General features: G+C 65.0%; 18 protein-coding genes. 8 read left to right on the forward strand and 10 right to left on the reverse strand.

Going from position 1 to position 19,351, the window contains the following annotated elements; all coding sequences use genetic code 11:
- Positions 1 to 87: 87 nt before the first annotated feature.
- On the reverse strand, positions 88 to 1,602 hold the full coding sequence (locus tag PMN64_RS16885) for an acetyl-CoA acetyltransferase (protein WP_411781434.1): 1,515 nt from the start codon (positions 1,600 to 1,602) through the stop codon (positions 88 to 90).
- A 147-nt stretch (positions 1,603 to 1,749) separates the two neighbouring features.
- The gene (locus PMN64_RS16890; RefSeq protein ID WP_411781435.1) at positions 1,750 to 2,883 is read right to left on the reverse strand and encodes a nitronate monooxygenase; all 1,134 of its coding nucleotides are present in this window, start codon (positions 2,881 to 2,883) and stop codon (positions 1,750 to 1,752) included.
- A gap of 279 nt (positions 2,884 to 3,162) precedes the next feature.
- Between PMN64_RS16890 and yghU the strand changes: the two genes are divergently transcribed.
- Entirely contained in the window at positions 3,163 to 4,038 is an 876-nt protein-coding gene (gene yghU, locus PMN64_RS16895; RefSeq protein WP_411781436.1) for a glutathione-dependent disulfide-bond oxidoreductase, read from the forward strand.
- 68 nt (positions 4,039 to 4,106) lie between these two features.
- Here yghU and PMN64_RS16900 read toward each other — a convergent pair whose 3' ends face one another.
- From PMN64_RS16900 to PMN64_RS16920, 5 genes are all read right to left on the reverse strand, one after another.
- On the reverse strand, positions 4,107 to 4,382 hold the full coding sequence (locus PMN64_RS16900) for a GNAT family N-acetyltransferase (protein ID WP_028338749.1): 276 nt from the start codon (positions 4,380 to 4,382) through the stop codon (positions 4,107 to 4,109).
- Positions 4,383 to 4,395: 13 nt separating this feature from the next.
- Positions 4,396 to 5,013, reverse strand: a complete 618-nt coding sequence (locus PMN64_RS16905) for a flavin reductase family protein (protein WP_028338748.1) — start codon at positions 5,011 to 5,013, stop codon at positions 4,396 to 4,398.
- 296 nt (positions 5,014 to 5,309) lie between these two features.
- The gene (locus PMN64_RS16910) at positions 5,310 to 6,584 is read right to left on the reverse strand and encodes an acyl-CoA dehydrogenase family protein (protein WP_304499314.1); all 1,275 of its coding nucleotides are present in this window, start codon (positions 6,582 to 6,584) and stop codon (positions 5,310 to 5,312) included.
- A gap of 160 nt (positions 6,585 to 6,744) precedes the next feature.
- Positions 6,745 to 7,122 carry a VOC family protein gene (locus PMN64_RS16915; protein ID WP_035630932.1) on the reverse strand — a complete coding sequence of 126 codons (378 nt, stop codon included), beginning with the start codon at positions 7,120 to 7,122 and terminating at the stop codon, positions 6,745 to 6,747.
- A gap of 451 nt (positions 7,123 to 7,573) precedes the next feature.
- Positions 7,574 to 8,356, reverse strand: coding sequence for an SDR family NAD(P)-dependent oxidoreductase (locus tag PMN64_RS16920; protein ID WP_035630930.1), 783 nt, complete (start codon positions 8,354 to 8,356; stop codon positions 7,574 to 7,576).
- Between the two features lie 151 nt (positions 8,357 to 8,507).
- Between PMN64_RS16920 and PMN64_RS16925 the strand changes: the two genes are divergently transcribed.
- From PMN64_RS16925 to PMN64_RS16935, 3 genes are read left to right on the forward strand one after another with little or no spacing between them, the layout of a single operon-like run.
- Entirely contained in the window at positions 8,508 to 9,299 is a 792-nt protein-coding gene (locus PMN64_RS16925) for an enoyl-CoA hydratase/isomerase (RefSeq protein WP_028338745.1), read from the forward strand.
- Complete coding sequence (locus PMN64_RS16930) at positions 9,296 to 10,282, forward strand: phosphotransferase family protein (protein ID WP_028338744.1); 987 nt, start codon at positions 9,296 to 9,298, stop codon at positions 10,280 to 10,282. The genes PMN64_RS16925 and PMN64_RS16930 overlap by 4 nt, the downstream gene beginning before the upstream one ends.
- Position 10,283: 1 nt before the next feature.
- A complete protein-coding gene (locus tag PMN64_RS16935) occupies positions 10,284 to 10,655 on the forward strand; it encodes a DUF6285 domain-containing protein (protein WP_028338743.1) in 372 nt (123 codons plus the stop codon).
- 274 nt (positions 10,656 to 10,929) lie between these two features.
- Here the strand turns inward: PMN64_RS16935 and PMN64_RS16940 are convergent, their stop codons facing one another.
- Positions 10,930 to 11,709 carry an enoyl-CoA hydratase-related protein gene (locus PMN64_RS16940; RefSeq protein WP_411781437.1) on the reverse strand — a complete coding sequence of 260 codons (780 nt, stop codon included), beginning with the start codon at positions 11,707 to 11,709 and terminating at the stop codon, positions 10,930 to 10,932.
- A 220-nt stretch (positions 11,710 to 11,929) separates the two neighbouring features.
- Here PMN64_RS16940 and PMN64_RS16945 point away from each other — a divergent pair, with 220 nt between their 5' ends.
- Positions 11,930 to 13,204 (forward strand): acyl-CoA dehydrogenase family protein, encoded by a 1,275-nt coding sequence (locus tag PMN64_RS16945; RefSeq protein ID WP_028338741.1) that lies wholly within the window; start codon positions 11,930 to 11,932, stop codon positions 13,202 to 13,204.
- Between the two features lie 15 nt (positions 13,205 to 13,219).
- A complete protein-coding gene (locus tag PMN64_RS16950) occupies positions 13,220 to 13,699 on the forward strand; it encodes a GFA family protein (protein WP_028338740.1) in 480 nt (159 codons plus the stop codon).
- Positions 13,700 to 13,892: 193 nt separating this feature from the next.
- Here PMN64_RS16950 and PMN64_RS16955 read toward each other — a convergent pair whose 3' ends face one another.
- Positions 13,893 to 15,473: a fatty acid--CoA ligase gene (locus tag PMN64_RS16955; RefSeq protein ID WP_028338739.1), complete on the reverse strand. Its 1,581-nt coding sequence runs from the start codon at positions 15,471 to 15,473 to the stop codon at positions 13,893 to 13,895.
- 252 nt (positions 15,474 to 15,725) lie between these two features.
- Positions 15,726 to 16,601, reverse strand: coding sequence for an SDR family oxidoreductase (locus PMN64_RS16960; RefSeq protein ID WP_018270548.1), 876 nt, complete (start codon positions 16,599 to 16,601; stop codon positions 15,726 to 15,728).
- Between the two features lie 100 nt (positions 16,602 to 16,701).
- Here PMN64_RS16960 and PMN64_RS16965 point away from each other — a divergent pair, with 100 nt between their 5' ends.
- A complete protein-coding gene (locus PMN64_RS16965) occupies positions 16,702 to 17,514 on the forward strand; it encodes a crotonase/enoyl-CoA hydratase family protein (RefSeq protein WP_028338738.1) in 813 nt (270 codons plus the stop codon).
- A gap of 137 nt (positions 17,515 to 17,651) precedes the next feature.
- Positions 17,652 to 19,196, forward strand: coding sequence for an acyl-CoA synthetase (locus PMN64_RS16970; protein ID WP_411781438.1), 1,545 nt, complete (start codon positions 17,652 to 17,654; stop codon positions 19,194 to 19,196).
- The last annotated feature ends 155 nt before the right edge of the window (positions 19,197 to 19,351 follow it).

The following is a 19,351-nucleotide window of genomic DNA, read 5'->3' on the forward strand; positions in this document are numbered from 1 at the left end:
TCACGACGGTGTTCGCAGCCCATCCTTCGAGGCTCGCTCTGCTCGTACCTCAGGATGACGGCGGATTTTGCAGCGTGGCAGGAATTGTCAGCCCACCCGCCATTCCAGCATGCCATCGCCGGCGGTGACGATGTCGCCTGTAGTGCCGACCGGCGTGCGGTCCATGTCCTGCAGATAGGCCAACGTTGCCGTGTCGCTCGCCGGGATGCGGCCGAGCGTGCGGCGGCCGTCCTCGGTGCGCAGCATGGTGACGCCATGCTCGACCTCGCCATTGGCGCGATAGATCACCGTGAAGGCCTCGACCTTGCCTTTTCCCGCAGCCTCTGCGGTGAAGTCGGGCACGTTGCGCCTGTTGCGGTCGGCCTCCGCCTGCACGGACGTGTCCTGCTTGAGCGCGACGTTCGGCGCCGCGCGCGACAGCACGAGGCCATGATGCTTGGTGACGAAGCCGCCCTGGCCATAGAGCAGGCCGAGCGTGCCGCCGCTGCGGAGCTTGCGCACCATCGCGCAGGCCGAATGCGTCATGTAGGTGTTGAGCGGTGCGCCGAAGAACGTGAGACCGCCGGTCACGGTCGGCTGCACGTCGGACCCGAGGCCGAGTGTCCGGCGCGCCATCTTCGGCACGCAGGGGAAGCAGCTGTAGAGCTCGATCGCGTCGAACTTTTTCCCATCGCCGCCGACGAGATCCATCACCGCCTTCAGCACCGCGGTCTGCGCGTGGCTTTCGACGAACTGATCGCGGATCAAATAGTCGCGCGGCTCTTCCGCCGAGGCGCCGCCGAGCGGATAGATCAGCTTTTCCTCCGGCACGCCGGCCGCGCGCGCTTTTGCGAGGCTGGTCAGGATCAGCGCGCCGCCCATGTTCACCGTCGGGTTCGCCACCATCAGTTTTGTATACGGCCAGGCGATCATCCGGTTGTCGGGCGTGGCCGTGGTGATCTCCTCGCCGGTGAACGTCTTCTTCAGCCACGAGTTCGGATTGTCGGCGGCAACGCGCGCATAGGTCGACCACAACTCGCCCGATTCCCTCAGCGCCTCGCGCGGCGTCTGGCCCCAATGCGCCGATGTTGCGGACTCATAGAGCGGATAGACCGTGATCGGCCTGAACACGCCGAGCGCAACGGCCATCGGCTTCTGGAACGCGGCGCCGCGCTTCGGCTCCTCCACGTCGTGCGCGAACGGCGTCCACGGCAGCTCGACGCCGGCACGCTGCGCCTTGGTCGCCGTCGACTGCGCCTCCGCGCCGCAGACCGCGGCAACGCTGCATTCGCCGCGCGCGATGCGTTGCGCAGCCTCATGCAAATAGCGGATCGGGCTCTCGCCGCCGACCGGGCCGTAATAGAGATGCGAAGGCTGAATGCCGAGCCGCTGCGCCAGCTGCTTCTCGGGATCGCGGTAACGCCAGCTCAGGAAGTTGACGACGTCGAGCGACTGCACGTCGGAGAGCAACCTGGCGCCGCTGTCCGCCTCGGCGCGCTTCAGCGCCTCCTCAAGCAAGGTGAGCGGCTCGAGGCCGGCGGCGATGTCCTTCGGACGATCGACGATCTCGCCGACGCCGACGATGACGGGAATGCGGTCTTCGGGGATGTGAGATGTGGTCATTTTTTTCTTGCTTCACTTTCTAGGTCTTCGCCACGCCGTCACCTTCGAGGCGCGCAAGGGCGCGCACCTCAGGGTGACGGCTACGGGCACACCGTCATCCTGAGGAGCGGCCACTTGGCCGCGTCTCGAAGGATGAGACGCATTCGATCACTCCGCCACCAGCGCGTTCATGTGCTCGACGGCCTCGACGAATTCTTCCTTGAACTCCTGCACCACGGCGCCGGCGGATTTGACGCTGTCGACCAGGCCGACGCCCTGGCCGACGAAATAGCTGACGAGGTCGCGGGCCTTCTCGTTACCACCGGCGGCGGCGCGGTCGATGGCGTTGAAGGCGTCGCGGCTGATGATGCTTTGCAGCGGCATCGGGAGCGCGCCGGGGCTGTCCGGCGAGCGGTCCCACGCGTCGGTCCAGACCGAGCGGAGCTGCCGCGCCGGCTTGCCGGTGCGGCCCTTGGAGCGGACCGCATCGCGCGAGGATGCCGCGATCATCTTCTCGCGGAAGATCTCCGAGGTCTCCGATTCCACCGTGGCCAGCCACACCGAGCCGGTCCACGCGCCGGCCGCGCCCATCGCCATGCAGGCCGCCATCTGGCTGCCGGTCATGATGCCGCCGGCGGCGAGCACCGGGACGTCGCGGATCTTTTTGACCGCCTTGATCACCTCGGGCACCAGCACCATGGTCGAGACCTCGCCGCAATGGCCGCCGGCCTCGGTGCCCTGCGCGACCAGGATATCGACGCCGGCCGCGACCTGGCGCAGCGCATGCTCCTTGGAGCCGACCAATGCTGCCACCGGCACACCATGCTTGCGCCCCATCTCGATCATCGCCTTCGGCGGTACGCCGAGCGCATTCGCGATCAGCCTGATCGGATGCCGGAACGAGACCTCGAGCAGTTGCAGCGCGGTCTCGGCGTCGAACGGCTGCGGCTGGTTGTCGGCGACGTTGCGGCTGGTCAGCTCGATATCGTATTTTTTCAAGAGATTGCGGGTGAAGTCGCGATGCTCCTGCGAGACGCGCGCCTCGAGGCTCTTCCAGGTGACGTTCTTCTCGCCCGCGGTCGAGATGTTTTCAGGGATCAGCACGTCGATGCCATAGGGCTTGCCGTCGACATGCGCGTCGATCCACTTCAACTCCTGCTCCAGCGTCTCCGGCGAATGCGCGGTTGCGCCGAGCACGCCGAAGCCGCCGGCGCGGCTGACCGCCGCCACCACGTCGCGGCAATGGCTGAAGGCGAGCAGGGGGAAGTCTATCCCCAGCATGTCGCAGATCGGTGATTTCATGGACTGGTTCTCTCCCGGCGGCTGCTTCTTGTGCTTGTTTGGCGTCAGCCCCTGCAACGCTAGCGCATCACGGTCCGCGAAGCCAAGCGGGTTTCGGCCACGGCGATCTTGCGTGCAGGCGCTGCTCCGGCTGCATCCCTCGCGGTGCATTCCGCTGGATAGAAAATGCGGTCGCGCGGGGTGGGCAAAGCGCAGCCTGCGCACCATCTAGTGCGGACATGGGATGGGCACGGCGGCCGCCGCGCCACCCGGCAAGAACATGAATCGGGAGCCAACGACGTGAACGACATTTCTGCCTATGAGCCGCCGAAAGTCTGGACCTGGAACAAGGAGAGCGGCGGGCGCTTCGCCAGCATCAACCGGCCGATCGCCGGTCCCACCCACGACAAGGAACTGCCGGTCGGCCGGCATCCGCTGCAACTCTACTCGCTGGCGACGCCGAACGGCGTGAAGGTCACCGTGATGCTGGAAGAGCTGCTGGCGGCGGGTCACAAGGGCGCGGAGTATGACGCCTGGCTGATCAAGATCGACGGCAACCAGTTCGGCAGCGGCTTCGTCGCGGTCAATCCGAACTCGAAGATCCCGGCGCTGATGGACCGCAGCGGTAAGGAGCCGATCAGGGTGTTCGAGTCGGGCTCGATCCTGGTTTACCTCGCGGAAAAATTCGGCGCCTTCCTGCCGACCGACGTCAAGACCCGCGCCGAAACCTTCTCCTGGCTGTTCTGGCAGATGGGCGCCGCGCCCTATCTCGGCGGCGGCTTCGGGCATTTCTATGCCTATGCGCCGACCAAGATCGAATATGCCATCGACCGCTTCGCGATGGAGGTGAAGCGCCAGCTCGACGTGCTCGACCGCAGGCTCGCCGACAACGAGTATCTCGCGGGCGATGTCTACACCATCGCCGACATGGCGGTGTGGCCCTGGTACGGCAGCCTCGCCAAGGGGCTGCTGTACGGCGGCGGCGAATTCCTCTCGGTGCAAGACTACAAGAACGTGCAGCGCTGGACCGATGCGATCGCGGCACGGCCCGCGGTGAAGCGCGGCCGCATGGTCAACCGCACCTGGGGCGAGCCGTCGAGCCAGCTCCACGAGCGCCATGAGGCCAGCGATTTCGAAACGAAGACGCAGGACAAGGTCGAGCAGGCGGCATCGTGACGAAACGCGTCATGGCCGGGACAAGCCCGGCCATGACGAATGACACGCTTTGCCAAGCCGCCCTGCGATCACCCCAACAAATCGTCATATTCCGGATGCTTCTTCATGAAGCCCTGGATGAATTCGCACTTCACCACGAGTTTGATGCCTTGCGCGCGCACCGCATCCAGCGTGGCGCGGGCGAGCTTCGAGCCGATGCCGCGGCCGCCGAGCTCCGCCGGCACCTCGGTGTGAACCAGCGTGATCGTGTCCGGTGTCTTGCGGTAGACCACGAAGGCGGTGGCGCCATCGACGGCGAGCTCGAACCGGCTCTGCGCCTCGTTGTCGCGGAATGTTTCGCTCATTGTCTCGTCCTCGTTATTTCGTCTTTGCGCCCTCGGCCGCGGGAAACACCACGCGGTCGTCGGTGCGGCAATAGCGGTCGGCGAACATGCGGCCGATCGGGTGGTAGCGCTCCATGTGGACGCGCATCGCGTCACGGTCCCACAATTCGTCGCGGATGTGGAAGTGGATGCCTTCGCCCATGATGAGCTGGCGGTCGCCATTGACGTCGATCAGCTTCCAGGTCTTGCACTCCATCGCGAACGGCGCCTCGGCGAGGCGAGGGACTGAGATCTTGCTTGAGGGCGCGAGCTTCAGGCCGAGATAATCGGGCTCGCCGATCTCGGGCGGGAAGTCGCCGGAGGTCTCATGCATCGCGCGCGCCAGCGGCTCGTCGGTCAGGTTGACCACGAATTCGCCCAGCCGCTGGATGTTGACCAGGGTATCCTTCTCGCGGCCGTCCGGCCTGCGGTTGACCGCGAACATGCAGAGCGGCGGATCCTCGCAGAACACGTTGAAGAACGAGAACGGCGCCGCATTGACGACGCCGTCGGCGCCGAGGCTCGTCACCCAGGCGATCGGCCGCGGCAGCACGAAAGAGGTCAGCACCTTGTAGCGTTCGCGCTGGCTCAGGTCGCTGGGGGAATATTCCATAATGGTCATTCCGAAAGGCGTAGGGCGGGTTGGCGCAAGGGTAACCTGCCGCCGACGGTTCGGAAAGCAAAAGGCGGGTTACGCTTGCGCGCACCCGCCTTGCAGACTTGCTTCCTTACCTCGCCCCGCTTGCGGGGAGAGGTCGTATCGCATCGAAGATGCGATACGGGTGAGGGGGAGCCTCCGCGAGTCCTTCTCTCACCGTCTTCGAGGAGGCAGCCCCTCACCCCAACCCTCTAAGAGCGAGCTGCGCTCGTCTCGACCCCGCGAAGAGCGGGGAGAGGGAGGAGGAGAAACTACGACATGCTCAGCTCGTGGCGGCCGACCACCATCCAGTGCACCTCGTCCGGACCGTCGGCGAAGCGGAGATGGCGGACGTCCTGGTACATTTCGCCGAGCGGGGACCACTGCGAGATGCCGGTGGCGCCGTGCATCTGGATCGCCTGGTCGATCACCTTGCAGGCGCGCTCGGGCACCATGGCCTTGACCATCGAGACCCAGACCCGGGCTTCCTTGTTGCCGAGCACGTCCATCGCCTTGGCCGCCTTCAGCACCATCAGCCGCATCGCTTCGATCTCACAACGCGCCTGGGCGATGATCTGCATGTTGCCGCCGAGATGGGCGATCTTCTTGCCGAAGGCTTCGCGGGTCAGGCCACGCTGCACCATCATGTCGAGCGCCTTCTCGGCCTTGCCGATGGTGCGCATGCAGTGATGGATGCGGCCGGGGCCGAGGCGGACCTGCGAGATCTCGAAGCCGCGGCCTTCGCCGAGCAGCATGTTCTCCTTCGGCACCTTGCAATTGTTGAAGCGCAGATGCATGTGGCCGCGCGGCGCATGGTCATGGCCGAACACGTGCATGGGCCCGAGGATCTCGACGCCGGGGGTGTCGATCGGCACCAGGATCTGCGATTGCTGCTTGCTCGGCGCGGCGTCGGGATTGGTCTTCACCATCACGATCATGATCTTGCAGCGCGGATCGCCGGCGCCGGAGATGTAATACTTCTCGCCGTTGATCACCCACTCGTCGCCGACCAGCTTCGCGGTGGTCGAGATGTTCTTGGCGTCGGAGGAGGCGACGTTCGGCTCGGTCATCGCATAGGCCGAGCGGATCTCGCCGTTGAGCAGCGGCTTCAGCCACTTCTCCTTCTGCGCCTTGGTGCCGACGCGCTCCAGCACCTCCATGTTGCCGGTGTCCGGCGCCGAGCAGTTCATGGTCTCGGAGGCCAGCGGGCTCTTGCCCAGCTCGGCGGCGATGTAGGCGTAGTCGAGGTTGTTGAGGCCGTCGCCGGTTTCGGCGTCGGGCAGGAAGAAGTTCCAGAGGCCGACTTCCTTGGCCTTGTCCTTGGCCTTCTGCAGGATCGCGAGCTGCTCGTCCGTGAAGCTCCAGCGGTTGGTCTTCTTCTCGCCGGCGCGATAGAACTCGACCGACATCGGGTCGACCGTGTCGCGGATGAACTGCTTCACATGATCGTAGAGCGGGCGGACCTTGTCCGACATCCGCAGGTCATTGAGCTCGTCGCCCGGATTGAGCGTGTAGTTCGTGGTGCGCGGCACATAGGCATGTTTCACTGTCTTTTCTCCCTCGCGAAGGCGCGTTTCGCGGCGAACAATAGACGCGCGCGGCGCCAAGCGCGAGCACCGATTTTTCGATCGCCCCTACCGCATCGCGGAATTTCGCGACGGCGTTTCAAACGTTGTTTGAACGCCGCCGCGGACGACGCTCGGATCGTCAGACCATCCGGTGCATCGCGCAGATCTTGTTGCCGTCGAGATCGCGCAGATAGGCAAGGTAGAGCTTCACGCCAGAACCTTCCCGTACACCCGGCGGGTCCTCGCAAGGCTTGCCGCCATTGGCGACGCCGGCCGCGTGCCAAGCCTCGACCTGCTCCGGCGAAGAGCAGGCAAAGCCGATCGTGCCGCCATTGGCATGCGTCGCCGGTTCGCCGTTGATCGGCTTGGACACCATGAAAATGCCGGCCTTGGTGAGGTACATGATGCGGTGACCGTCGACCCGGGCCGGCCGGACATCGAGCGTGCCAAGCAGCGCATCATAGAACGCCTTGGCCTTGTCCAGATCGTTGGTGCCAACCATCACGTGTGAAAACATCTGAAATATCCTCCCTGCTTGTTAAAAGCCGCCTCATTGCGTCCCTTGCGGCTCAAACGCTAGCAGCAGTTTTGCCACGACGGAAGCGACGCTGCGTCGCGCGTTGCTCTACCCGTCACTCTGCGGCCGTCATTCCGCGCCACGCAACTGCGCATCCCCGCGCGACGCTGCGATCGGCGCCGGGCTTTCCCTGTGCCCTCTGCTTTGGAGGAGGCAAGTAGACGCAAGACTTGGACGCAGCAGCGCCGCAAGGATGTGGATGCATGATGATTCACAGGCCGCGCCACATACTCGCTGTCGTCCCGGGCAAGCGCAGCGCGACCCGGGACCCATAACCACCGTTGCACATTGGGTGAGACGCTATGGCCCCAGCCTGCTTCGACAACCGCGCCCTGTGGTTATGGGTCCCTGCTTTCGCAGGGACGACATCAGTGTTGCGGCAAGAGCCAACTCAGAACGCCGTGTACCCGCCGTCGATCACAAAACAATCCGCCGTATGATAGGACGACGCCTTGCTCATGATGTAGACGGCGATGCCGCCAAAATCGCTCGGCTCGCCGAAGCGGCGCACCGGGATTCGCGGCATCACATTGGCGACGAATTTGTCGTTGGCCATGATGCCGGCGGTCATGTCGCTCTTGATCCAGCCGGGCAGGATCGCGTTCGCGGTGACGCCGTGGCGCGCGAGCTCGACGCCGAGTGCGCGGCACAGCGCGTTCAGCGCCGCCTTGGTGCCGGCATAGTGCTCGTTGCGCGCGGTGCCGAACAGCGAGGCGAGGCTCGAGGTCGCGACCAGCCGGCCGAACTTGTCGCCGGCCTCGGCGCGGTCGGTCATGTGGCGTGCCGCAGCCTGGAATACGTGAAACACGCCGTCGAGATTGGTCGCGAACATCTTGCGCCATTCTTCCTCAGTGCGGTCGATGAAGGCTCTTCGTCCGCCGCCGCCGATGCCGGCATTGGCGAAGCAGCCGTCGACGCGGCCGAAGGTGTCGAGGGTTGCCTTCATCGCGGTCTTGACCGAGCCGGGATCGCTGACGTCGCAGAATTGCGTCGCGACCTTGCCGGGGCCGGCCTTCATCGAGGCCGCGGCGTTGGCGTTTTTTTCCGCGTTGCGGCCCCAGATCGAGACGTTGCAGCCGGCGGCGTTCAGCGCCTGCGCGATGCCGAGGCCGATACCGCCATTGCCGCCGGTGATGACAGCGACGCGGCCGGTGAGATCGAAGATGCCACTCATTGGGGTTTCCATTTGGTTTGGTGCGCGCTAATCACGCGTTCACGGATGGGCTTGCCGCCGACCATGGACAAGCCCGGCACAAAAATCAAATATGGGTCGAAGCATCGACCTACCGCGGTACCAACCGCCGAAACAAGGTGAAGAGGAAACCATGCAGTTCAAGCACGTCACGCTCGACTTCGACGGATCGGTCGCGATCCTCAAGCTCGACCACCAGGAAGTCATGAACGCGGTCTCGATCGACATGCTGGGCGGGCTTGCCGAGGCGCTCGATGCGATCGACGACAAGCGTGACGAGGTGCGCTGCCTGGTGATCACGGGCGCGGGCCGCGCCTTCTGCACCGGCGCCAATCTGCAGGGCCGCAACCAGCAGAAGCCCGGCAAGAGCAATGCCGGCGCGGCGCTGGAGACCGCGTTCCATCCGTTCCTGCGCCGATTGCGTAAGCTGCACTGTCCGATCGTGACGGCGGTGAACGGGCCGGCCGCCGGCGCCGGCATGAGCTTCGCCCTGATGGGCGATCTCATTCTGTGCGCGCGCTCGTCCTATTTCCTGCAGGCATTCCGCCGCATCGGTCTCGTGCCGGATTGCGGCTCGACCTGGCTGTTGCCGCGGCTGATCGGCAAGGCGCGCTCGGTCGAGCTGTCGCTGCTCGGCGAGCGGCTGCCGGCCGAGAAGGCGCTGGAGTGGGGTCTCGTCAACCGCGTCTATGACGACGCCTCGCTGATGGAAGAAACCATGAAGCTCGCGCACGATCTCGCCAACGGCCCGACGGTGGCGTTGTCGCTGATCCGAAAGCTCTATTGGGACAGCCCGGAAAATACCCTCGAGGATCAGCTCAATCTGGAATTCGAGTCGCAGCGCCTTGCAGGTAGTGCCGAGGATTTCAAGGAAGGTGTCACCGCATTCCTCGAGAAGCGGCCGGCGAAGTTCAAGGGCAAATGATCGAGACCGAGCTCACCCGCTGCGTCGCCTCGTTTCATCCAGGCGCAACCGGCGTCACCGGCGCCGCAAAGCTCTCCGGCGGCGCCAGCCAGGAGACCTGGACGTTCGACATCGTGCACCCGAACGGCAATGTCGGCGCGATCCTGCGCCGCGCGCCGCCGGGCTACGGTGCCGCGCCGGGCCGCGCCGCCGGCCTCGATGCCGAGGCGACGCTGATGCAGCTCGCGCATGACGCGGGCCTGCCGTCGCCGAAGGTGATGCATGTCTTGAGGCCGGAGGACGGCCTTGGCCGCGGCTTTATCATGGCGCGGGTCGAAGGCGAGACCATCGCGCGGAAAATTTTGCGCGACGAGGAATTCGCCGGCGCGCGGCCGATCCTCGCGCGCCAGCTCGGCCGCGTCATCGCCGGCATCCATGGCCTGCCGCAGGCGAAATTGCCCAAGCTGCGCGGCCTGACGGCGACCAAGGAGATCGAGGATCTCGCCCGCGAGTATCACAGCTTCAACTGGCCGCGGCCGGTGTTCGAGCTGGCGCTGCGCTGGCTGCGCGATCACGATCCCGGTCCGTCGTCCGAGGTGACGCTGGTGCACGGCGATTTCCGCCACGGCAACCTGATCATCGGCCCCGACGGGGTGCGCGCGGTGCTCGACTGGGAGCTCGCGCATACCGGCGATCCCATGGAGGATCTCGGCTGGATCTGCGTCAACTCCTGGCGCTTCGGCGAGATCGACAAGCCGGTCGGCGGCTTCGGCACACGCGAAGATCTGTTCGCAGGCTATGCAGAAGCCGGCCGCAAGGCCGACCCCGACCGCGTGATGTTCTGGGAAGTGATGGGCACGCTGCGCTGGGGCGTGATGTGCTGCGGCATGATGCAGCGCTTCCGAAGTGGCCCGGACCACTCGATGGAGCGCGCGATGATCGGGCGGCGCGCGTCGGAGACCGAGATTGATCTGCTTAGGCTACTCGCACCGAGAGGTCGTTGAGATGCAGGACGAACCGACACCCACCGAACTGATCAAGGCCGTCGCCGATTTCCTGCGCGGCGAGATCGCGCCTGCGATCAAGGGGCACAACGGCTTCAAGCTGCGCGTCGGTATCAACGCGCTCGATCTGGTGACACGCCAGCTCGCGCTCGCCGAGGCCGGCGATGCGACCGAGGCCGCGCGGCTGAAGCAATTGCTGGGCGCCGACGGAACGCTGATGGAGCTGAACCGCGCGCTGTCGGAGAAGATCGCAGGTGGCGAGGTCGATCTGAAAACGCCAGGACTATCGGAGCATCTGTGGCAGACCACGCTGGACAAGCTCGCCGTCGACCAGCCGAACTACGCATCCTACAAGCGGGAACTCGGAAAATAGGATGGCTAGAGCGAAGCGAAACCCATCGGGACGCGCGGCAAGCGCTGATGGGTTTCGCTGCGCTTCAACAACCTCGCCGTCGTCCCGGCCTAGTGCGCAATTGCGCACGGGGGCCGGGACCCATAACCCCAAATCTCACTTGTGGTGCGATGCTGGGGCTACAGCCTTTCATCCACAATTCACATAGATGGTAATGGGTCCCGGCCTTCGCCGGGACGACGAGGGGAGACAGGCATGCGCTCACTCCCCCGCCATTGAGGTGTGGACGAAGTCTTTACCGCCCCAGCCACTTCGGCGGGCGCTTCTCCGAAAACGCCTTCGGTCCCTCGATGTAATCCTGTGAGGCGGCCATCGCCTTCACCGCCGGATACTCGCGCTGCTCCGCCAGCGCCTGCTCGAGCGAGACTTCGAGGCCCTTCTGGATCGCCTGCTTGGAGGCGCGGATCGACATCGGCGAGTTCTTGGTGATGGTCTCGGCCCAGCGCTCGGCGGCTGCCAGCGCCTCGCCCTGCGGCACCACCTCGTTGACGAAGCCGAGTTCGAGGCCTTCCTTGGCGCTGACATGGCGCGCGGTCAGGATCATGCCCATGGCGCGCTTCAGCCCGATCTGGCGCGGCAGCCGGTGCAGGCCGCCGGCAAGCGCGGCAAGGCCGACGCGCGGCTCGGGCAGGGCGAAGGTCGCATTCTCGGATGCGATGATCAGGTCGCAGGCCAATGCGATCTCGAACCCGCCGCCCATCGCGACGCCGTTGACGGCGGCGATGATCGGCTTGTCGCAGTCGAAGCGGGTGGTGAGGCCGGCAAAGCCGCCCTTGTCCCAGCCGCGCTTGCCGCCGGCGGCCTGCCATTTCAGGTCATTGCCGGCGCAGAACGCCTTGTCGCCGGCGCCGGTGACGATCGCGACCCACTGCTCGGGATCGGCGGAGAAGTCGTCGAACACCTTGTTGAGCTCGAAATGCGCGTCGATATGCAGCGCGTTGTAAACCTCGGGCCGCGACAGCGTCACGATGGTGATGGGACCCCTGCGCGTCACCTTGGAGAATTTCAGATCCATGTTTGCTCCCGTCGATTTTCTGCGGCGAAGAATATTGCTCATATCCTAGCGCCTGCGCGGCGTTCCGTGCCATCCAATTACGCAAGGCGACCGCGCGCGCAAGCCTCGCTCACCTGCTTGACTTGGCGACAGGCTTCTCACCTTAATCGATCCGAACGCGGATGCGCGACAGCGTCTAGACGCAAAATCAGAATCAACAATATTTCCGGGAGAGACCGCCTTGGATTTCAATCTGCCGGCTGACCTGACAGCCTATCTCGCCGAGCTCGATCGCTTCATCGAACGCGAGATCAAGCCGCTGGAAGAGGCTGATGACAACATCCGCTTCTTCGACCATCGCCGTGAATGGGCGCGCACCGACTTCGACAAGGGCGGCCTGCCGCGCCATGAATGGGAGCTGCTGCTGCGCAAGGCCAAGAACCTGGCCGATGCGGCCGGCCATCTGCGCTTCGCGATCCCGAAGCGTTACGGCGGCAAGGACGGCTCCAACCTCTGGATGGCCGTCATCCGCGAACACTTTGCCTCAAAGGGTCTCGGCCTGCACAACGATTTGCAGAACGAGCACTCGATCGTCGGCAATCTGCCGATCGTGACCATGCTCGACCGCTACGGAACCGACGAGCAGAAGGCGATGATCGACGGCTCGATCACCGGCAAGTACCGCATCACGTTTGGTTTGACGGAGCCCGAGCACGGTTCCGACGCCACGCATATGGAGACCAGGGCGGTGCAGGCCACGCGTGACAACGTCAAGGGCTGGATCATCAACGGCGAGAAGATGTGGACGACAGGCATGCATGTCGCCACCCACTGCGCGCTGTTTGCCCGCACCTCCGGCAACGACGGCGACGCCCGCGGCATCACCTGCTTCCTGGTGCCGGCGAAATCGGCGGGCGTGAAGGTCGAGGAGTATATGTGGACCTTCAACATGCCGACCGACCATCCGCGGGTCAGCTTCACCGATGTGTTCGTGCCTGAGGACGCGCAGTTCGGCGAGGTCGGCCGCGGACTGTCGCTGGCGCAATGCTTCGTGCACGAGAACCGCATCCGCCAGGCGGCGAGCTCGCTCGGCGCTGCGGTCTACTGCATCAATGAGAGCGTGAAATATGCCCGCGAGCGCAAGCCGTTCGGCAAGGCGCTGGCCGAGAATCAGGCGATCCAGTGGCCGCTGGTCGAGCTCGCGACCCAGGCCGAGATGCTGCGGCTGTTGATCCGCAAGACCGCCTGGGAGATGGATCAATTGACCCAGGCGCAGGTCGAGCACACGCTGTCCGACCGGGTCTCGATGTGCAATTTCTGGGCAAACCGTCTGTGCTGCGAGGCCGCTGACCGCGCGATGCAGGTGCATGGCGGCATGGGCTATTCGCGCCACAAGCCGTTCGAGCACATTTATCGCCATCACCGCCGCTATCGCATCACCGAAGGCAGCGAGGAGATCCAGAAGCGCAAGGTGGCGGGCTTCCTGTTCGGCTACATGGGAGCCGGCAAGCACTGACGCAGAGGAGGCGGCATGAGCATGGAAGGTGGATGCACCTGCAGAAACGTCCGCTACCGCCTGACCGGCAGGCCGCTGATCGTGCACGCCTGCCACTGCACCTGGTGCCAGCGCGAGACCGGCACCGTGCATGCGCTCAACGCGATGTACGAGGCCGAACGGGTCGCGCACATCGCGGCCGAGCCCGAGATCGTCGACACGCCGTCGGCGAGCGGCAAGGGGCAGAAGATCGCGCGCTGCCCCATCTGCAAGGTCGCGGTGTGGAGCAATTACCCGGGCGCGGGACCGGCGGTGCGCTTCGTCCGCGTCGGCACGCTGGATGATCCGAGCCAGTGTCCGCCGGACGTCCACATCTTCACGTCGTCGAAGCAGCCCTGGGTGACGTTCCCGCCGGGCGCGAAAGTGTTCGCTGAGTATTACGATCGGAAAGAGGTCTGGCCGGAGGAGGCGCAGGAGCGCTGGGGCATCTTGCGGGAGAAGATGAAGAAGGCGTGATGCGTGTCTCGCTCCATCGTCGTCCCTGCGAAAGCAGGGACCCATAACCACAAGTGGCCGTTGATGGAGAGGGATGTGGCCCCAGTATCGCACCACCACGAACAGCGGTGGTTATGGGTCCCGGCTCGCGCGGAGCCTGTCATCGGGCGGCGCTTCGCGCCGACCCGTTGGCTTGGCCGGACGACAGAGAGGGCTAGTTCACCTGCCGGTCCTTGCCCGCCCAATACGGTTCACGCAGGCTTCGCCGCAAAATCTTGCCCGACGGGTTGCGCGGCAGCGCCGGGATGAAGTCGACCGATTTCGGCGTCTTGTAGCCGGCGATCCGTTCGCGCGTGAAGTTGATGATGTCGGTCGCGGTCGCGGTTTTTCCCGGCTTCATCACCACCACCGCCTTCACCGCCTCGCCCCATTTGTCGTCGGGAATGCCGATCACGGCGGCTTCCGCCACGTCCGGATGGTCGCACAGCGCGCTCTCGACCTCGGCCGGATAGATATTCTCGCCGCCGGAGATGATCATGTCCTTGATGCGGTCGTGGATGTAGAGATAGCCGTCCTTGTCCATGTAGCCGGCGTCGCCGGTGCGCAGCCAGCCGTCACCGTCGATCGTGCGCGCGGTGGCCTCGGGCAAATTCCAGTAGCCGGCCATGTTGGAGCCGGAGCGGGTGGCGATCTCGCCGACTTCGCCCGGCGGCAGCGGCTTGCCATCCGGATCGAGGATCGCGAGCTCGATGCCGGGCAACGCCTTGCCGGCCGAGCGCATGCGATCGAGCCCCTCGATGTGATCCTCCGGCGGCAGCGCGACGATGGTGCCGGTGGTCTCGGTCATGCCGTACATCTGCACGAAGCCGCATTTGAAGACCTCGATGCACTCCTTCAGCAGCGCCGCCGGAATCGGGGAGGCGCCATAAAGCATGTATTTCAGGCGGGAGAAGTCGACCTGCCGCGCGCGCGGCTGCCGCACCACGAATTGCATCGCGGCCGGCACCATGAACAGCTTGGTGATGCCGGACTGCTCGAAGAAGTCGAGCACCTTGGTCGGGTCGAACTCGCGCGCGATCACGCCGCGGGCGCCGTGATAGAGCCCCATCACGCCCCAGCCGGAGCCGCCGATGTGGAAGATCGGCATCGCGACCAGCGAGACGTCGTCGGTGGTCCAGCGGTTCCATTCCGGCTTCTCGGCCTCGTTGCCGCTCTGCACGAGGTTGAGGAAATTGGCGTGCGACAGCATCGCGCCTTTCGGCTTGCCCGTCGTGCCCGAGGTGTAGAGCTGGATTGCGATGTCCTTTGGCTCGATCGCAACGCGCGGGTCGTCGCCGCCCTGCGCATCGCGCCAGGCGAGAAAGTCGGGCCATTCCGGCGCGCCGCCTTCGGTCGTGATAATGGTGCGGACGCTCGGCAGCTTGTCGCGGATGTTGCGCGCCTGCGTGACGAATTCGGGGCCGACGAACAGCACGGGGGCCTTGCAGTCGTCGACGATGAAGGCGACCTCGGGGCCTGCCAGGCGCCAGTTCACCGGCGCCATCACCACGCCGGCCTTCATCGCCCCCATCAACAGCTCGAAATAGAAGTCGCTGTTCTTGCCGAGATAGGCGATCCGCTCGCCCTTCTTGACGCCCATCGCGATCAGCGCGTTGGCGACGCGGTTGGTCTTGATGTCGAACTCGGCGAAGCTGGTTTGCCGTCCCTCGAATTCATAGGCCAGCGCAGCGCCGCGGCTTTTGGCGCGCTCGCGCACCATGTCGGCAAGATTGGTCAGCTTCGGCGCGTCGGACATGTTTCCCCCGTGACGTCTTGTTTTGGTTGCGCGGAGTGTGGCGGCATCCGGCAGCAAAGACAATACGGAGGGGCGTCCACGATCCATCCACATCGTCGTCCCGGGCAAGCGAAGCGCGACCCGGGACCCATAACCACAGGATCGAGTTGTCGAGTGCGCTGTGGCCCCAGCGTGCTCGGTAGCTTTGAGCGGTGGTTATGGGTCCCTGCTTTCGCAGGGACGACAGTAGTGATTGAGGAGCAAGCGCGGGCTTCAGCCCCGCGCCGCGCGGTCCTTTTCGTTCTGGGCCTTGATCGACTCGCGCGCCTTGGTCCAGTCGTCGTCGCTCCAGTCGCGCAGCTGGTAGAAATTGCCGCCCATCGCGAGCGCCTGCGCGCCGTCCATGGCGATGGTCTCGCCGTTGATCCAGTCGCAGCCGCCGGAGATCAGGAACACGGCGAGGTTCTGCAATTCCTCCATGGTGCCGACGCGGCCCATCGGGTTCATCGCCTTGGTCCGCGCGCCGGCCTCGTCACCGGGCTTGATGCGCTTGCTCATGCCCTCGGTCGGGATCTCGCCGGGCGCGATGGTGTTGAGGCGGATGCCGTGACGGCCCCATTCGATGGCGAGCGACATGGTCATGGCGTGGATCGCCGACTTGCTCATCGCCGACGGCACCACGTAAGGCGAGCCGTTGCGCACCCAGGTCACGGTGATCGACACCACGTTGCCGCGATGGCCGCCAGCGATCCAGCGCCGGCCCACCGCGTGCGTCACATAGAAGGTGCCGTGCATCACGATGTTGGCGACCGCATCGAAGCCGCGCGGCGACAATTCTTCCGAGCGCGAGATGAAATTGCCGGCGGCGTTGTTGATGAGATCGGTGAGCGGACCGCTGGTGGTCCAGATCGCCTCGATCATCTCGTCGACCGCCATGGCGTTGCGGATATCGACGCCGTGGCTGACCACGCGCCCGCCATGCTCGGCCATCAGCTCGGTTGCGGTTTCATCGCAGACGCTCTTGCGGCGGCCGCAGATATGCACCTCGGCCCCGAGCTGCAGGAACCGCGAGGCCATGGACTTGCCGAGGCCTGTGCCACCACCGGTTACCAGTATGCGCCGCCCGGCAAGAAGCTGATCAGAGAACATCGTTTCCTCCACGGGGGTTGTCAGTTAATTGGTCGATTGACTAAAAGCGGACAACGGCCTTTCTGTAAAGCGCCAACAAGGAACAGCGGAGGAGATTTCAATGGAAGATCGCGTTTCGATATCGATTTCGGACGGTATCGCCGATGTCCGCCTGGTGCGGGCGGACAAGATGAACGCGCTCGACGCCGCGATGTTCGAGGCGTTGGTGGCCGCAACCGACCGGCTTTCCCGGGAAAAAGCCGTTCGGGTGGTGGTGCTGTCCGGCGAGGGCCGGGCGTTCTGCGCCGGGCTCGACATGGGCCGTTTCGCCGCCATGAAGGACGGCGGTAACGGAGTGCCGGGCGGCGAAAAGCGCGATCTCACCATCCGCACCCACGGCAAGGCCAATTTCCCGCAGCAGGCGGTCTGGGGCTGGCGCCAGCTTCCGGTGCCGGTGATCGCCGCGGTCCACGGCGTCGCGTTCGGCGGCGGCTTCCAGCTCGCGCTCGGCGCCGACATGCGCTTCCTCTCGCAGGATGCGCGGATGTCGATCATGGAGATCAAATGGGGCCTTGTGCCCGACATGGCGGGCACGCCGATCCTCGCGAGCCTCGTGCGCGACGACATCCTGCGCGAGCTCACTTATACCGGCCGTATCTTCTCGGCGCAGGAGGCCCAAAGTTACGGCCTTGCCACCCGCGTCTGCGACGACCCGCGCGCCGCGGCGCTCGAGGTCGCGCGCGAGATCGCCGGCAAGAGCCCGGATGCGATCCGTGCCGCCAAGCGCATGCTCAACAATCTGTCGGTCGATCCGGCGGCCGCGCTGCTCGCGGAATCCGTCGAGCAGCAGAAATTGCTCGGCAGCCCGAACCAGACCGAATCCGTGCGCGCCAATCTGGAGAAGCGCGCGCCAAGGTTTGCGGATGCGGGCTGACACGGCAGTCATTCCGGGGCGATGCGCAGCATCGAACTATGGTGCGCAATTGCGCACCGGAGAATCTCGAGATTCCGGGTTCGCGCTCTGCGCGCCCCGGAATGACATTTAACCCGACGAAAGATCGGACAACGACAATGGAAACGTCCCAGCCCTTCCTCGGCATCGTCAGCGGCGGTCGCCGGCGCGATCACGCTGCAGTGGCCGAGCGCGCCGACCGTATTGCCAGCGGCCTCAACGAACTCGGCGTCAAGCCGGGCGACAGCGTCTGCATGCTGATGCGCAACGACATCGCCTTCATCGAGGCTGCCTATGCCGCGATGCGACTCGGCGCCTATGGTGTGCCGATCAACTGGCACTTCAAGCCGGAGGAGATCAACTATGTGCTGACGGATTCCGGCACGCGCGTCCTGATCGGTCATGCCGACATGCTGCATCCGCTGCGCGGTGCGATCCCGCCCGGTGTCATCGTGCTCGGCGTGCCGACGCCGCCGGAAATCCTCGCCAACTACAAGATCAATCCCGATCATCTGGCGACACCGGATTTCGCGATCGATTTCGAAGCCTGGCTCGCGCAATTCCCGCGCTACGACGGCCCGGTGGTGCCGCAGCCGCAGAACATGATCTACACCTCGGGCACGACAGGCCATCCGAAGGGCGTGCGCCGCTTCGCGCCGACGCCGGAGCAAACCGCCAATGCGGAAGCGATGCGCGCGATGATCTACGGCCTGAAGCCCGGCGCACGCGCGATCCTGCCGGGACCGCTCTACCATTCCGCGCCGAATTCCTTCGGTTTGCGCTCGGGCAAGCTCGGCGGCGCGCTGGTGCTGATGCCGCGCTTCGACGCGGAGGAGTTTCTGCAGCTGATCGCGCGCGAGCGAATCGATACTATCTTCATGGTGCCGACGATGTTCATCCGCCTGATGAAGCTGCCAGAGGAGGTGCGCCGGAAGTACGACATGTCGTCGCTGCGCCACATCATCCATGCCGCCGCGCCCTGTCCGCCCGATGTCAAGCGCGCCATGATCGAATGGTGGGGGCCGGTGATCTACGAGTTCTACGGCTCGACCGAGTCAGGCGCGGTCACCTTCGCCAATTCCGAGGACGCGCTGAAGAAGCCCGGCACGGTCGGAAAGATCTCGCCCGGTGCCGAGCTGCGCTTCGTCGGCGACGACGGCAAGGAGGTGCCGCAGGGGCAGATCGGCGAGATCTATTCGCGGATCAAGGGCAATCCCGATTTCACCTATCACAACAAGTCGGAGAAGCGCGCCGAGATCGACCGGCAGGGATTCATCACCTCGGGCGACGTCGGCTATATCGATGCCGACGGCTACGTCTTCATCTGCGATCGCAAGCGCGACATGGTGATCTCGGGTGGCGTCAACATCTATCCGGCCGAAATCGAGGCGGTGCTGCATGCCGTTCCCGGCGTGCACGATTGCGCGGTGTTCGGCATTCCGGATGCCGAGTTCGGCGAGGCGCTGATGGCGGTGGTCGAGCCGCAGCCAGGCGTCGTGCTCGACATCGCCTCCGTCCGCGCCCAGCTGAAGACTGCGCTCGCCGATTACAAGGTGCCCAAGCACATCGAGATCCAGACCAACCTGCCGCGTGAAGATTCCGGAAAAATCTTCAAGCGCCGGCTGCGCGATCCGTATTGGGAGCGGGCGGGGCGGCGGATCTAGCGCCACAAAACTCGCCGTCGTCCCGGGCAAGCCAACGGGTCGGCGCGAAGCGCCGCCCGATGACAGGCTCCGCGCGACCCGGCAACTGTTATGTTGGTTTGGTCTGCAGGTACGGCTTTCGGTCTCGCATCATGGCATTGAGGACCGTGAGCAGC

The organism is Bradyrhizobium sp. UFLA01-814 (assembly GCF_046718885.1).
GTDB classification, from domain to species: domain Bacteria; phylum Pseudomonadota; class Alphaproteobacteria; order Rhizobiales; family Xanthobacteraceae; genus Bradyrhizobium; species Bradyrhizobium elkanii.